This is a genomic window from Pseudomaricurvus sp. (assembly GCF_965662505.1).
Taxonomy (GTDB): domain Bacteria; phylum Pseudomonadota; class Gammaproteobacteria; order Pseudomonadales; family Cellvibrionaceae; genus Pseudomaricurvus.
In genome coordinates this window covers 1-13,410 of the sequence record NZ_CBFIHX010000095.1, presented here as the reverse complement: position 1 = coordinate 13,410, position 13,410 = coordinate 1, and the positions used below count along the sequence as shown (strand labels likewise).

Annotated in this window: 16 protein-coding genes and 1 pseudogene; 7 read left to right on the top strand and 10 right to left on the bottom strand. The window is 51.4% G+C overall.

The genetic code is table 11. The annotated features are described in order from the left end of the window. The 5 genes and pseudogenes from moaC to ACTG33_RS12730 form a co-directional block, all read left to right on the top strand. Positions 1-363 (top strand): cyclic pyranopterin monophosphate synthase MoaC (gene moaC, locus ACTG33_RS12750; RefSeq protein WP_439135604.1); only part of this gene is annotated, 363 nt, incomplete at its 5' end. 46 nt (positions 364-409) lie between these two features. Then, positions 410-661 (top strand): molybdopterin converting factor subunit 1, encoded by a 252-nt coding sequence (gene moaD / locus ACTG33_RS12745; RefSeq protein ID WP_439135603.1) that lies wholly within the window; start codon positions 410-412, stop codon positions 659-661. Positions 662-671: 10 nt separating this feature from the next. Then, positions 672-1,112 (top strand): annotated as a pseudogene (gene moaE, locus ACTG33_RS12740) (molybdopterin synthase catalytic subunit MoaE); the annotation flags it as partial. Between the two features lie 11 nt (positions 1,113-1,123). Next, on the top strand, positions 1,124-1,564 hold the full coding sequence (locus ACTG33_RS12735) for a PaaI family thioesterase (RefSeq protein WP_439135602.1): 441 nt from the start codon (positions 1,124-1,126) through the stop codon (positions 1,562-1,564). Continuing rightward, entirely contained in the window at positions 1,558-1,833 is a 276-nt protein-coding gene (locus ACTG33_RS12730) for a hypothetical protein (protein ID WP_439135601.1), read from the top strand. The genes ACTG33_RS12735 and ACTG33_RS12730 overlap by 7 nt, the downstream gene beginning before the upstream one ends. A 27-nt stretch (positions 1,834-1,860) precedes the next feature. Here the strand turns inward: ACTG33_RS12730 and ACTG33_RS12725 are convergent, their stop codons facing one another. From ACTG33_RS12725 to ACTG33_RS12715, 3 genes are all read right to left on the bottom strand, one after another. Beyond that, positions 1,861-2,682, bottom strand: coding sequence for a class I SAM-dependent methyltransferase (locus tag ACTG33_RS12725; RefSeq protein WP_439135600.1), 822 nt, complete (start codon positions 2,680-2,682; stop codon positions 1,861-1,863). A gap of 5 nt (positions 2,683-2,687) precedes the next feature. Next, positions 2,688-3,284, bottom strand: a complete 597-nt coding sequence (locus ACTG33_RS12720) for a hypothetical protein (RefSeq protein WP_439135599.1) — start codon at positions 3,282-3,284, stop codon at positions 2,688-2,690. A 124-nt stretch (positions 3,285-3,408) separates the two neighbouring features. Further along, positions 3,409-4,062, bottom strand: coding sequence for an OmpA family protein (locus tag ACTG33_RS12715; protein WP_439135598.1), 654 nt, complete (start codon positions 4,060-4,062; stop codon positions 3,409-3,411). 235 nt (positions 4,063-4,297) lie between these two features. Between ACTG33_RS12715 and ACTG33_RS12710 the strand changes: the two genes are divergently transcribed. Next, complete coding sequence (locus tag ACTG33_RS12710) at positions 4,298-4,840, top strand: hypothetical protein (RefSeq protein ID WP_439135597.1); 543 nt, start codon at positions 4,298-4,300, stop codon at positions 4,838-4,840. A gap of 71 nt (positions 4,841-4,911) precedes the next feature. Here the strand turns inward: ACTG33_RS12710 and ACTG33_RS12705 are convergent, their stop codons facing one another. From ACTG33_RS12705 to fabV, 7 genes are all read right to left on the bottom strand, one after another. Then, complete coding sequence (locus ACTG33_RS12705; RefSeq protein WP_439135596.1) at positions 4,912-5,196, bottom strand: PilZ domain-containing protein; 285 nt, start codon at positions 5,194-5,196, stop codon at positions 4,912-4,914. Positions 5,197-5,899: 703 nt separating this feature from the next. After that, a complete protein-coding gene (locus ACTG33_RS12700; protein ID WP_439135605.1) occupies positions 5,900-6,655 on the bottom strand; it encodes an MBL fold metallo-hydrolase in 756 nt (251 codons plus the stop codon). A 14-nt stretch (positions 6,656-6,669) separates the two neighbouring features. After that, positions 6,670-7,848 carry an outer membrane protein assembly factor BamC gene (gene bamC, locus ACTG33_RS12695; RefSeq protein WP_439135595.1) on the bottom strand — a complete coding sequence of 393 codons (1,179 nt, stop codon included), beginning with the start codon at positions 7,846-7,848 and terminating at the stop codon, positions 6,670-6,672. Between the two features lie 99 nt (positions 7,849-7,947). Then, the gene (gene dapA, locus ACTG33_RS12690) at positions 7,948-8,823 is read right to left on the bottom strand and encodes a 4-hydroxy-tetrahydrodipicolinate synthase (protein WP_439135594.1); all 876 of its coding nucleotides are present in this window, start codon (positions 8,821-8,823) and stop codon (positions 7,948-7,950) included. 297 nt (positions 8,824-9,120) lie between these two features. Then, positions 9,121-10,164 carry an NADP(H)-dependent aldo-keto reductase gene (locus ACTG33_RS12685; RefSeq protein ID WP_439135593.1) on the bottom strand — a complete coding sequence of 348 codons (1,044 nt, stop codon included), beginning with the start codon at positions 10,162-10,164 and terminating at the stop codon, positions 9,121-9,123. A 78-nt stretch (positions 10,165-10,242) separates the two neighbouring features. Beyond that, positions 10,243-11,133, bottom strand: a complete 891-nt coding sequence (locus ACTG33_RS12680; RefSeq protein WP_439135592.1) for an MBL fold metallo-hydrolase — start codon at positions 11,131-11,133, stop codon at positions 10,243-10,245. Between the two features lie 198 nt (positions 11,134-11,331). Beyond that, positions 11,332-12,519, bottom strand: coding sequence for an enoyl-ACP reductase FabV (gene fabV, locus ACTG33_RS12675; protein WP_439135591.1), 1,188 nt, complete (start codon positions 12,517-12,519; stop codon positions 11,332-11,334). A gap of 243 nt (positions 12,520-12,762) precedes the next feature. On the opposite strand from fabV, the gene ACTG33_RS12670 reads away from it, so the two are divergent. Next, positions 12,763-13,335 (top strand): tRNA-(ms[2]io[6]A)-hydroxylase, encoded by a 573-nt coding sequence (locus ACTG33_RS12670; protein ID WP_439135590.1) that lies wholly within the window; start codon positions 12,763-12,765, stop codon positions 13,333-13,335. The last annotated feature ends 75 nt before the right edge of the window (positions 13,336-13,410 follow it).

Genomic DNA, 13,410 nt, shown 5'->3' with positions numbered 1-13,410 from the left:
ACACTTCAACTGATTATGGAAGGTGGTCACAAAAAAGGGGATGTCTTCGCGGTGGCACGCATTGCAGGCATTCAGGCCGCCAAAAAGTGCTCTGACCTGATCCCCCTGTGTCACCCTCTGATGCTGACCTCCATTAAGGTAGAACTGGAAGCACTGCCAGAACACAATCAGGTACGCATCGAGAGCACCTGTAAACTGCGCGGTCAGACCGGAGTCGAGATGGAGGCACTGACAGCAGCTTCCGTCGCCGCTTTAACCCTGTACGACATGTGTAAGGCCGTCGACAAGGGTATGGTGATTAGCAATGTTCGCCTGCTTGAAAAGCAAGGTGGCAAATCCGGTCACTGGCAAGCCAATAATTAATGCCTCCATTAGAATAACCGGCTCAAGAAGTCAGAAGTGAAGCTCTATGTTGAAATTACTTTTTTTTGCCCGCCTGCGGGAAGACCTAAATAGCCACGAAGAAGCTCTGCCCCTGCCAGACGGCATTACCACCGTGGGCGGACTGCGTGATCACCTGTGCCTGCGCGGCGACAACTGGCACAAAGCCCTGCACAGCGCCGGTCTGTTTGTCGCTGTTGAACAGCAAGTCGTCGACTGGGAAACACCTCTAAACGGCGACGATGAAGTGGCATTTTTTCCCCCGGTTACTGGCGGCTAAGGAGACAAATATGATCCTTGTCCAGGAACAGGATTTCGAACTGCAACACGAGTATGAAGCGCTGCGTCAGGATTGCCCCGCCATTGGCGCCATTGTCACCTTCGTTGGACTGATGCGGGACTTTAACGAAGGTGACAACGTAAAGTCTCTATTCCTTGAACACTACGCCGGCATGACCGAAAAAGTGCTGGAAGGGATCGTCGAACAGGCCAAACAGCGCTGGCAACTGCAAGCTGTGCGTATCATCCACCGAGTGGGAGAGCTTCACCCCAGCGATCAAATCGTGTTTGTCGGCGTCTCAAGCGCACATCGGGGCGATGCCTTTTCCGCTTGCGAGTTCATTATGGACTTTCTCAAAACTCAGGCTCCCTTTTGGAAACAGGAACAGACTGATCAGGGATCGCGCTGGGTTGAAGCCCGCCACTCCGATGACGATGCTGCGCAACGATGGGAAAATAATAAATGTCTTCCACAGCCCCCAAAGGTTTATTTGACCCGAAAGACTTCGACATTCCGGATCACTATCAACATTACCCCGGCGACACCGCAGAGGATTATATCGGGCCGTTTTTCTACTACCGCGAAGGGAACACCTGTTACACCGCTTTCCGGGTCAAACCCCACCACTGCAATATGTCCAGCAGCACTCACGGTGGCATCCTGATGAGTTTTGCCGATTATTGTCTCTGTATGGCTGCGTTTACCGAAGACATCAATAGCGTGGTCACCGTCAATTGCAACAGTGACTTTATCGGTCCCTCGCAGGCCGGAGACCTGATCCTCGGGGAAGCAGAGGTTACCCGGCAAGGGAAAAACATCGCCTTTACCCGCTGCCAGTTGCGAGTCAACGACCAACCGGTGTTAACTGCCAGTGGCGTCATCAAGCTGTTCCGTAAATGGTAGAGCCCGATAGAAAACACTGGGGGCGACGCCTCAAAGAGCACTACTCCGCCACGCTGGCTCAGAGCTTTAGGCAATTTAAATTAGGAGCCATGCTGTTTTTCCTGGGCGGGGTACTGATCTATATCAGCGTATCGGCCATACAGCCATCCACATCACAGGAATTGATGCTGTTAACCGGACTGATCATTGGCGGGATGGGCTTTCTGATTGCCATGATGGCTCAGATAAGGATGCTGATCAGTCGGCTGGTGAAATTCTTTTTCGAGTAACGCGGAAGTTCTCGTAAATATCCGAAATCAGTCAGGCAGTTTGCGATTGACGTAAATATCGTAGCGACTGGTTTTACCGGTTAATTGGTAGGTAGGCGATTCACCATTCAGAAACGGAGCCTTGCGCGGCCGCTTCACAACCACTCGATAGGTCGCTACAGCTTTAGCTAACGGCAACAGTTGATCCGCATCCTCATCTTTCCCAACCACTTGGTGAAATGCCGCCATATCTTTCTTCACACTGGCGGACTTGGTGCGGTCGGGAAACATAGGATCCAGATACACCACGTCGGCTGTCACGGCACCTTCAAGTTGTTGCAAACTGTCACCCGCCGACAGAGACAATCTCTGTGCGATGGCGTTCAAATCAGGATCAGAAGACTGCCGCGCTCGCCGAACACCATCGGCCAGCAATTCGGCAACCACCGTATTGCGTTCACACATCACCATCTCGCAGCCAAGGCTGGCCAATACAAAGGCGTCTTTACCCAGCCCTGCTGTAGCGTCCAGCACTTTCAGAGGTCGGCTGAGCTTGACGCCCACAGCCTTGGCAATCATCTGACCCGAGCCACCGCCGAACTTGCGCCGATGGGCAACCGCCCCGCTTTCAAAGTCGACATGCGTCGGTCCCGGAGCTTTTTTGCCCAAGGGCTGTAACGCCAGGCCTTGCTCTCCTAACAACAACACAAAGCCTTCCAGAGACCTGACATTCTCGGGAAGCTCTTTGGTATTGGTTGCGTGAAAAATCATTTCCTGCGGCACATTCAAACGCACAGCCAACTCCGAGGTTTCGACCTCGTGTTCAGCTGACAGGCAGAGGATGGCCTGCGGGGAAGGAAATTCAGGCATTTTGATTAACGCGGAGTGTACTGTGCGACAGTTCGGGACGGATATAACTGGTTTAACTGAACAATACGCGGCTGAGCTTGTGACTCGGGAATCACCTGATCACAGCTCTTCGTCACCCACTCAAAAGAAGGTTTTTTTACTGCAGGATCTAGAGAGGCCGACTCTTCCAGCGTGGTGCGGGAAGCTTTCGGAATTGCCGTCAAATCTCCAAATACCAGATAGGTTTCTCCCTTGCGCAACGGCTGAGCGCAATTCTTCAAGCTGATTTTCAGTTCGAGATCAACTGGAATGCCACCCTTCCAGAGACGATTGACGTTTAACTGGTATGAAAACGCTTCCACAGACAGCAATCCCGGGAAGCTCATGCCGCGGTTAACCAAACTACTGACGTGTGTAATGGTGACTAACGCCACCGTATCAACCTGCTCGGCCAACGCCTCGGTGGTGTGGTCAGAAGCTAAAGATTGGGATTTGGATTGGGATTGGGATTGGGATTGGGATTGGGATTCAACAGATGAAGCCATTGCGGACGCAAGCATCATCAAAACTGCACTCAGTGACAGGAAAAGCGTCTTTGCCCAAGTTTCAGTCTGTTTGTTCATGAAATTCACTACCGCGGTCATTTTGATGCGCGCTAGCTTAACCTGCCCTTTGCGGCCGGGCAATGCCCAACCGCAAAGTACACGCGGCCTACCTTATACAGGCAGACTGTCCAAAATCGCTGACTTAGCTATCCAGAGGCAACAATTCCAGCTCAACACGGCGGTTGGCCTGACGACCTTCGGCAGTATCATTGCTGGCAATCGGATAACGTGGACCATAGCCCGAAGTCTGAACACGACCCGAGGCGACTTTTTGTGACACCAGATATTGCCTGACACTGTCGGCACGGGCTTCACTCAGACGCTGATTCAGATCTGCGCCCCCAGTGGAGTCGGTATGGCCAGTAATACGAATAGCCGTGCGATCAAACTCAGCCAGCACCACAGCCACTGAATTCAGCGTGGGATAGAAATTACTGCGAATCGCACTCTGGCCGGAATCAAATGTGATGTTGCCAGGCATGATCAGACGAATGGTATCGCCCTCACGACGAACCTGCACACCCGTACCCTGCAATTGACTGCGCAGCTGGGCTTCCTGCTTATCCATGTAGAAGCCTACACCACCACCGATGGCACCGCCGGCAACTGCACCCGTCAGTGCGCCTTTACCGCGGTCTTTCTTGCTCGCCGTTGCTGCGCCAATAATGGCACCCACAACTGCACCTGCACCTGTACCTTTCGCCGTATTGCTGGTTTTCTGCTCGCCGGTGTACGGGTCTGTAGACATACAGCCCACAGCCAAAACGGTAAACAGCGCAATCAGTATCCGCGACATGTTGTTCTCCTTATTTAATGAATCATTCAAGTGGTAATACTAGGTTAAATAAAATGTAAGTGACCAATCCATCTCGTAACAGTCCAGCTTAGGCGTCTGCTTACACATCAAAAAGCGGCGCAATTCTATCAGCCTTTTCAAATTTGCCTGAGAATTCATCCACGCTTTTCTCAGAGCGACTTGCTACAATCGACGCTGACCAAAAATATAACTGTAAAACTCCATGAGACCGTCCATGATTCCTTTCTTTAGCTTGAGTCGTTTCGCTTCCCTGTTTCGTAACCATTACACCCTGTCCCTTGGTGCTTTTATCTTAACTCTCAGCGCTTGTACTCAATACCAGATGACGCTCAACGAGACTGTGGTTCATACCCCGCCAGGCCTGTTGACCGATTTCGATACAGAAGACCCTCGCCTGAAAAGCTGCCTGGACCAAATCATTAAAGACGGTAACTTCACATCATTCGAGCAAGTCACCCAGTTGATCTGTAGTCACGCAGGACTGACCAGCTTAAAAGGTATCGAGGTATTTCAGGGGCTGAAACAAATCAATCTGGAAAACAACAAGCTCACCAGTCTGAAACCGCTTCAATACCTCTCCAAAATCGAAGTCTTAAAAGTGAACGACAACCTCTTAACACAGGTCTCAGAGCTGTTGAATCTGCCACGCCTGAAAGAAGTCCAGCTGGAGAACAACCCCAAACTTGCCTGCGACGACCTTCTGCAATTAAAACAAATAAGCTCTGCCAACTTACACTTGCCAAAGCAATGTCAGTAAAGCCTCTATATCGAGGCTTGCTGCAAGCAACGTATTGAGTTCAGTGTCGCGCAAATGGGCTGAATAGAGTCTTAACGGGATGCGGGTACAAACATCAGACCCGCCATCTTGCGATGGTGGTGCATGACCTGCATTTTGACGGGTTCTTCGTTGATGGGGCCCACCATTTTCTTGAACCGCACATCGACAACCGTTCCCACGGGGGGAATCTGGTAATTTTCGATTAACACCGAGGCGCCGCCATCTGAGACATCCCGGGCAAAACCTACAATAGTCCCAAACGCCGGGTGAGTCATTTCTACTCTTATCGAAGTTGGCTTCCGGTCAAACTTGCGACGTTCATCTTCCACGGTCATATAGCTCCTTATGCCCAAGATGTTTTGATAGTGGTTCATCAAACCATAAGTAGGAATATCAATAAAGCTGGGCAGTGCCGAAAACAGGCTATTTTGGCTATTCTTTCAGACTTCTGAGAACTTTCTGCGTGCTCTGAGAAGTTTCTGCGAGCTCTGAGAGCTCTCTGCGTACTTGGTAGCCCCCCCTGATGTGGGAACGAAAAGCCAGAAGTACGCGCTGGAAAAGTCGATAGCCGATTATTAATGAATATCTACGCCCAATAATGGCACCGAACAAGCCCTCTCGCCATGCAGATCGCTCAAAAAAGCCGTCTATTTTCCTCACTTATCCACTATAGCTGTGGATAAGTCTGTGAATGAGCTTTGCACACATTCATCCAGCCCCCATTATTACAGCGGGATGAACAAACTGCGCAGTTAGTGATCACAGCCTGCTTTTTCTATATATTTCATAGAGTTATGTATTTTTTAAAAGGGCTTTCGAATATTTCAACAGTCTGAACACGAGTCGGTTAAAAAAAATTTACAGGTGTGGACAAACCCTGACAGGTATGACAGGTTGCGACCACAAAAATTAAGAAGTGGGTACCAACTAAACCCGGAAAACGCCCCAAAAGGGGGCTATTTCAGAAGTCATGAGCACAGAAATCAGATGAAAAAACAGGCTAGAGTTGCCCTTGGCTAGAACTACACCAAGCGAGAACTACACGTTGATCCAGTCAAAGCCTTCGTCCTGACAGGCGTATTCCACTCTGGGAATCTTATCGGTCACTTCCTTGAGAACCTGTCGGGCCAACTCGAGAGAGTTGTTTTTCTGACTGATATGCCCCACGACCAGGTGCTGTAACCGATCGGCATTGATTCTCGCCAGAAAACCAGCCGCCTGCTGATTACTCAAATGCCCCCACGGGCCTCCGACACGCTGTTTTAAGGATGGAGGATAGGGACCGGAAGCCAACATCTGAGGATCGTGATTGGCCTCCAGCAACAGAGCATCGCAGTCGTAGAAGTGGCTTTCCACATGGGCACTGATATTGCCCAAATCAGTTAATATGCCTAAGCGTTTACCCGCCACCTGAAACACAAATTGAGCCGGCTCCCGCGCATCGTGCGGCACGGCCACAGGCAGAACTTCAAGCTCGTCCAACTGAAACGCCTGATAACCTTCGATTAAATGCAGGAAAGGAAGTTTGCCCAGATCCCGACTACGAAAAGTACCCGGGGTCATATAGACAGGGAGGTTATATTTTCGCGCCAGAGGTGGCACGCCTTTCAGGTGATCGGCGTGCTCGTGAGTCACCAGCACCGCTGTAATCTCAGCAACACTGCGCCCCAAACGCTCGATGCGGCGCTCTACCTCTTTGATGGTAAAGCCGCAATCAACCAGTAGTAACTGATCTTTCCAGGACACCAGGGTCCCGTTACCGCGGCTGCCACTGCCCAAAGAAGCAAACTTCATGACAGCCATATGGATTAAATCAGGTTATGACGAATAACATTCAACAGCTTTTTAGCGTCTCGATTCGATAGTTTACGGGCATAACCATCGCGAATACGTACCTGAATATCTTCACCCTGCCCACGAACGACCACCAGATAACCCGGCACATCTTTCAGAGCTTCTGAAGAAGAGTTGCTTACACTGCTGAAGATTTCGCGATTTTCAGCGGTATCGTCCAGCTGCAAATGAGTCAGTACTTCGCTCAAGCTGTAAGGGGTTGTCTTCACCACCTCATCATCGCCAAACATGCCGCCGAAGAACCCTGGTTCGTCTTCATTTTCCTGGAAATTCGGGTCGAAATTGACGTAGTACACACCAACTGCGTCATCGCTTTCCCACAGGGTGAAGCCTTCTTTCTGTACCGCATGACCCACGGTTGCCCAAGCGCGATTATAGGCCAGAGACAATTGCAGCATAGGCTCGCCAGCGCTGGATTCCAGAGTGACCTTGTCACTCAGACCAATCGTCTGAGCCAATAGAGATGCTGCCTGACCGTCTGTCGTATCGCTGGCAATCGTTGCCGCCAACTCATCCATCATCCAGGCTTCACGCTCATCATTGACGGACTCGGTAGGCCAGTTAACCTGGCCGCTGCCGGGAATGTCTGTATTGACACTCATGTGCAGAACGTGAATCTCGGTGCTGTCGGGCTGTACCCCCTGCTCGATTTGCAAACGGTACTTATCTTTGGTGTCCTCGTCGCCCTTAAAGCGCAGCCAGCCAGTTTCAATCACGCCACTGGTAGCATCGGTGTAGACCACTTCCAGGTTATTGCGGGACAGAAACCCACGGACTTGCGGCCAGACTTGAGCCGGAGGTGCGCTCACCAGAATCCAGCGGCGGTCGCCCAGTTTTTGAATCTTAACTTTGTCCGCGAATGCGTTGTCAGACAGAGATTGTGGACGCGGAATGTCAAATTCACCGCGGCCAAAATCCACTTCGTTGTTCTGGATCGTGGGGACCATATAGAGCTGCTGAACCCGCTGTTCAGTGACTCCGGGCGGCAGACTCATGGGTTCAATGACATCTGCATTCAGGTAATCATCACCGCGATCGCGAAAATAGCCTTCCGGACCGAACAGAGAACTACAGCCTGATATTCCCCCAACCACAGCCAACACAGTGGCGCGAACAATAAAACGATTCATCATTATTTTGTCATCTTTTGTTTTCTATGGAGCTCCAGGATCCAGGTACTTCACGAGTCCGGCAGCTTCGAAAATGGAGCTAGAAATTACTGTGGCGGACGCTTAAAGCAAACCCGCGCCTTTTAGGGCATCACGTACCTGCTGGTGGTAGATTTCCGACAGCGGCGTCAATGGTAAACGCACACCGGCCTGGGTCAGCCCCAGCTCCGCCACAGCCCATTTCACAGGAATTGGATTGGATTCAACAAACATGGCGTTATGAACCGGCACTAACGACTGATTCACCGCGCGAGCTTCCTCGGTTTTACCCGCAATCGCCAACTCACACATACGGGCGATCTCGGCCGGGGCAACGTTTGCCGTCACACTGATGTTGCCTTTACCACCCAGCAGCATCAATTCCACAGCGGTGGGATCATCGCCAGAAACGATAATAAAATCATCTGGGGTGTTCGCCACCAGCCACTCTACACGATCCATCTCACCGGTAGCTTCTTTAACACCAAAAATATGGTCAACTGCAGACAGACGCGCAATGGTTTCCGGGGTCATATCAACACCGGTACGTCCTGGTACGTTGTACAGCATTTGAGGCAGGGCCACAGCTTTGGCAATGGCCTGATGATGCAAAAACAGACCTTCCTGAGTGGGCTTGTTGTAATACGGGGTTACGGAAAGGCAAGCATCCGCACCGGCATCTTTGGCCGACTGGGTTAATTCAATAGCTTCCGTTGTCGAGTTAGCGCCCGTACCAGCGATCACCGGGATACGGCCGTTGACCTGATCAACGACCTTTTTGATAACCTTTAAATGCTCATCCACGTCCAGAGTGGCAGATTCACCGGTGGTACCCACTGCAACCATCGCGTGTGTGCCCTTTTCAAGGTGCCAATCTACCAATTTATGGAGGCCTTCCCAGTCCAGCTGACCATCTGCCATCATTGGGGTAACCAGGGCAACCATACTGCCTTGAAACATGCACTATCTCCGTCAGGGTAAAGCAAAAGCGTAATGTTACTGACGCCCTTACCCCGACACAAGTTCCCCGATCATTTTCTTTTATTTTTATGGGCTTAGCGGTCCTGAAGCCCTAAGTTAGGCGTGGACTTTGTCTGAAAAGGGGGTTAAAACTGTCCAATTCAACCGGAAAGGCATCCGCAGGGCCTGTTAACCAAAAACTAGTGCCGCAAACGGGCATCCCGCTGATCCACAACTTCGGCCCAGTCGGCATGATCTTCCACCGCCAGCTTCAAGAATCTGGCTCAGGAATCTGGCTCATGGAGCCGGGTTGGGATTGGCCTGATGCACTTTTTCGATCTTTTTCAGCAGCTCCTTGTCCAAAGTCAGCTCCGAGCTGTCGATATTGGATTTCAGCTGCTCCATCGTCGTTGCACCAATGATGTTACTGGTCACAAAATCGCGACCGGTCACAAACGCCAGGGCCATTTGGGCGGGATCCAGATCATACTCTCGCGCCAACCCCACATACGCCTCGACCGCCGCATCGGTACGGGGATTGGTGTAGCGAGTGAATCGATCAAACAAGGTAATACGGGCTCCCGCAGGGCGCTGTCCATTCATGTACTTACCGCTGAGAACGCCAAACGCCAAAGGTGAATACGCCAGCAAGCCCATCTGCTCACGCACAGACACTTCCGCAAGACCTATCTCGTAAGTGCGGTTGACCAGACTGTAAGGGTTTTGAATCGATACCGACCGCGGCAAATCAAACTCTTTCGCCACTGACGCGTAATGCATGGCACCCCAGGCGGTTTCGTTGGACAAACCCACATGGCGGATCTTGCCCTGCTGAACCAGCTCAGCCAGCGCTTCCAGAGTTTCACGAATATCAACACCGTCATCGGTGCCGTGACGGTAGTCCATCCGGCCAAAGAAGTTGGCATCACGCTCGGGCCAATGCAATTGATATAAATCGATATAGTCTGTTTGCAAACGCTGTAGCGACGTTTCAATTGCCTGGTGGATATGCTCTTTATTGAGACGTGGACCGCCGCGAACATGCTGTACACCCGGGTTGTTATCGCCTCGACCGGCCGCTTTACTGGCCAATACTATTTTATCTCGCGTTCCGCGGCTGGCTAGCCAGTTGCCGATGTAAGTCTCAGTCAGTCCCTGGGTCTCGGGGCGAGGGGGCACCGGGTACATCTCAGCGGTATCAAACAAATTCACCCCGCGTTCGAGAGCGTAATCCATCTGCTCAAACGCGTCGGCTTCGGTGTTCTGCTGCCCCCAAGTCATGGTTCCCAGCGCAATGGCACTGACTTTAAGATCGGTTTTTCCTAACGGGCGATATTCCATGAACGACTCCTTGGGGCTATGACGAGAATCCGTCTGATGACAAATTAAACACTGATACGGTAGTGATTTGAGGAAATACTAGTCGATGATTTCCCAGATTTCCTCGCCCATAATCCAGTGTTTCTCATGATGTTTTTTGGCTTTGCCGTCGTGCACCAGCTTTTGCAGGTGTGACCAGAGCGCAATATGCGTCCCTTTGATCAGGTCGCCCTGAATTTCGGGGTAGACCAGTGGAGCCAGCTCTTCAACGGTGCCCTTCTTTTGCGCCTTAAGCACATCCAGCGCTTTATTTTCGCGGGACAGGCGATGATCGTAGAGTTCCTGAAAAACTTTGTCCGGGTCTGACAACAGGTGACCATGCGCCGGTGCCAGTAATTGAATACCCGTTCCTTGCAGCTTTTTTAGAGACTCCAGATATTCCCACATGGTGCCGCCGTGGGGAGGAATAATGACCACCGTGGCACCCTGCATAATATGATCTCCGGCAAACAGCATTTGCTCCTGCTCCAACAGGAAACAAACATGGCGCTTGAGATGACCTGGTGTGTAGATGGCTTTGAGTTGATAATCACCGGCATCAATGATTTCGCCATCTTCAACATCCCGCGCGGGGGTAAACGTCGTATCCAGATGCTCGAGATCCGAGTTGACGGTCAGACCGATCATTTCGGCACCGGTCGCATCCGCCAGAGGCTTACCGGCCGGAGAGTGATCTTCGTGACCGTGCGTGGCCAGAATACGATCAATTTTGCCGTCGGTCGCCTTGAGAATGGCATCGATATGCGCCTGATCATTCGGGCCGGGATCGACGACGGTAAACCGATCTGTGCCAATGAGGTAGGTATTGGTCCCCTGCCCGGTAAAAGCGCTGGGGTTATTGGCCGTAATGCGCTTAACCAGAGGCGAAAGGACAACCGGTTCATCGTAAATCAGATCAAAATGAACCAGAGTAGTGTGTATATCAGCCATAGTAATTCCTGCGTCGGGCGCCCTTCGTGGCAAGCTGCGCTCAGTTGCACAAGGCTATCAACTTCCTGTGTATTAGGGAAAGCCCAAACCCGGAATTGTCAGAATTAGCGGACAAAGAAACAAAAACGGCCGGAAATACCGGCCGTTTTGCTTAAGCGATGTGCGTCTACGTACAAATTACTTAAGGCTTCGTACGAATTACTTAAAGTTTGCCTCAACCATCGGATCGGCATCCGCCTCGTAGTCCACACCGTCCCAACCAAAGCCGAACAGCTTCAGGAACTCCTCGCTGTAGCCTTTGTAGTCAGTCAGTTCGAACAGATTTTCTTCCGTTACCTGCGGCCACAGAGCTTCAATTTTGGCCTGAGTTTCAGGACGCAATTCCAGGTTATCCATGCGGTAGCGATTCTGATCATCCAGACGCGGAGAATCCGTGTACAGACCTTCCGTGAACAAACGGTACAACTGTTCAATACAGCCTTCGTGGGTCCCTTCTTCTTTCATCACCTTGTACACCAGTGAAATGTACAGCGGCATAATGGGAATCGCAGAGCTGGACTGGGTCACCAGCGCCTTCAGCACTGACACATTGGCCTTGCCTTTCACAGACGCCAATTGCTCGTTGATGGCTGTGGCCGCGCGATCCAGATCTTCTTTGGCCTTACCGATGGTGGCATGACCATAAATTGGCCAGGTCAGCTTTTCACCCAGATAGGTATACGCGACCGTATTGCACTTGTCCGCCAGCAAATCCGCTTGCTTCAGAGCATCGATCCACAACTCCCAGTCTTCACCGCCCATCACTTTAACCGTTGAGGCGATCTCTTCTTCATTCGCCGGCTCGACGGTAATGTCGGTGATGGTCAAGGTGTCGGTGTTGAGGTTTTTCGCGGTATAACCTTCATTGATAGGCTTAAGCACGCTGGTGAAGACTTCACCGGTTTTCGGATCCTGACGACGTGGCGCACCCAGGCTGTAAACGATCAGGTCGACCTTGCCCATGTTCTCTTTCAGCAGGGCAATGGCTTTTTCCTTGCACTCGTCAGAGAAGGCATCGCCGTTGATGCTCTCGGCGTACAAGCCTTCTGCCTTGGCGGCTTTTTCAAAGGCAACGGTGTTGTAGTAGCCCGCAGACGCTGTACGTTTTTCAGTCGGGGGCTTCTCGAAGCACACACCCAAAGTATTGGCACCACCGCCAAAAGCCGCGGTAATGCGCGAGGCCAGACCATAACCGTTAGAACAGCCAATCACCAATACATTCTTCGGCGCGTCGGCAATGGCGCCCTGATCCTTGATGTATTCAATTTGCTCCTGAACGTGGGCTGCACAGCCTTCCGGATGAGCAGTTGTACAAATAAAGCCACGAACTTTGGGTTTAATAATCATGTTTCCATCCCGTAAGAATGATTGCTGAGAAAACGGGCAATTGGGGTGTCTCCCCTGCCTCAATGTTATAGTAGGGCCTGTCGACATTTAGGGTCCCGATGGTGGCTCATTATAGTCACCCCCGCCCCAGAAAACAGTGATTTCCCTCTCCCAGAGGCAAGTAACTGTCTGAATTTCCGCTCAGGGTGGCTATAATGCCTGCCCATACTCCATCCAGAAACCCGTAACACTCAGGCTCTTCCCATGTTCACACTGCGCTACCACACTCCCGCCGAATGGGCTCAAATCGTTATTGCCGATATGGATACTTTTCTGATCGACCACGCTGCCGCCGAGAAAAAAGCCTCGGGGATGGCTATTTCCATGCTGTCTCACTATCCGGATCGCACGAAACTGGTTAAAGCCATGATCGATCTCTCCATCGAAGAAATGACCCATTTTCGCGAGGTGGTAAAAATCATGACCGAGCGTGGCCTGCAACTGGGCGCAGATGCAAAAGATCCCTATGTGAACGAATTTCGGAAGGTCATGCGCAAAGGCAGCGACCTGTATTTCCTTGATCGTTTATTGACCGCCGGCATTATTGAAGCCCGCGGCTGCGAGCGATTCGGTCTGGTGGGCGAAGCGTTACCGGAAGGAAAGTTGCAGGATTTCTATCGCGCCATTGCCAAATCCGAAGCCAAACACAATCGTTTGTTTATTGATCTGGCTGCAGAATATTTTCCTCAGCGTGATATTGATGCCCGCATGGATGAGCTATTGGATATTGAAGCGGAGATTGTCAAAGCCTTGCCTCTGCGCGCGGCTTTGCACTAATCCCTGATGACTGCGGTTGAAAAATAATTGACGCAGTACGCCGAGACGATGGCCTAAAAAGGAATCTCTACCCAC

Excerpts from the sequence above, each read along its gene's own strand:
- ACTG33_RS12685 (WP_439135593.1), bottom strand. The coding sequence starts at position 10,164 with ATGGAATATCGCCCGTTAGGAAAAACCGATCTTAAAGTCAGTGCCATT.
- ACTG33_RS12715 (WP_439135598.1), bottom strand. The coding sequence starts at position 4,062 with ATGTCGCGGATACTGATTGCGCTGTTTACCGTTTTGGCTGTGGGCTGT.
- ACTG33_RS12735 (WP_439135602.1), top strand. The coding sequence starts at position 1,124 with ATGTCTTCCACAGCCCCCAAAGGTTTATTTGACCCGAAAGACTTCGAC.
- ACTG33_RS12705 (WP_439135596.1), bottom strand. The coding sequence starts at position 5,196 with ATGACCGTGGAAGATGAACGTCGCAAGTTTGACCGGAAGCCAACTTCG.
- ACTG33_RS12725 (WP_439135600.1), bottom strand. The coding sequence starts at position 2,682 with ATGCCTGAATTTCCTTCCCCGCAGGCCATCCTCTGCCTGTCAGCTGAA.
- ACTG33_RS12670 (WP_439135590.1), top strand. The coding sequence starts at position 12,763 with ATGTTCACACTGCGCTACCACACTCCCGCCGAATGGGCTCAAATCGTT.
- fabV (WP_439135591.1), bottom strand. The coding sequence starts at position 12,519 with ATGATTATTAAACCCAAAGTTCGTGGCTTTATTTGTACAACTGCTCAT.
- ACTG33_RS12710 (WP_439135597.1), top strand. The coding sequence starts at position 4,298 with ATGATTCCTTTCTTTAGCTTGAGTCGTTTCGCTTCCCTGTTTCGTAAC.
- ACTG33_RS12680 (WP_439135592.1), bottom strand. The coding sequence starts at position 11,133 with ATGGCTGATATACACACTACTCTGGTTCATTTTGATCTGATTTACGAT.
- dapA (WP_439135594.1), bottom strand. The coding sequence starts at position 8,823 with ATGTTTCAAGGCAGTATGGTTGCCCTGGTTACCCCAATGATGGCAGAT.
- bamC (WP_439135595.1), bottom strand. The coding sequence starts at position 7,848 with ATGATGAATCGTTTTATTGTTCGCGCCACTGTGTTGGCTGTGGTTGGG.
- ACTG33_RS12720 (WP_439135599.1), bottom strand. The coding sequence starts at position 3,284 with ATGAACAAACAGACTGAAACTTGGGCAAAGACGCTTTTCCTGTCACTG.
- ACTG33_RS12700 (WP_439135605.1), bottom strand. The coding sequence starts at position 6,655 with ATGAAGTTTGCTTCTTTGGGCAGTGGCAGCCGCGGTAACGGGACCCTG.
- ACTG33_RS12730 (WP_439135601.1), top strand. The coding sequence starts at position 1,558 with ATGGTAGAGCCCGATAGAAAACACTGGGGGCGACGCCTCAAAGAGCAC.
- moaD (WP_439135603.1), top strand. The coding sequence starts at position 410 with ATGTTGAAATTACTTTTTTTTGCCCGCCTGCGGGAAGACCTAAATAGC.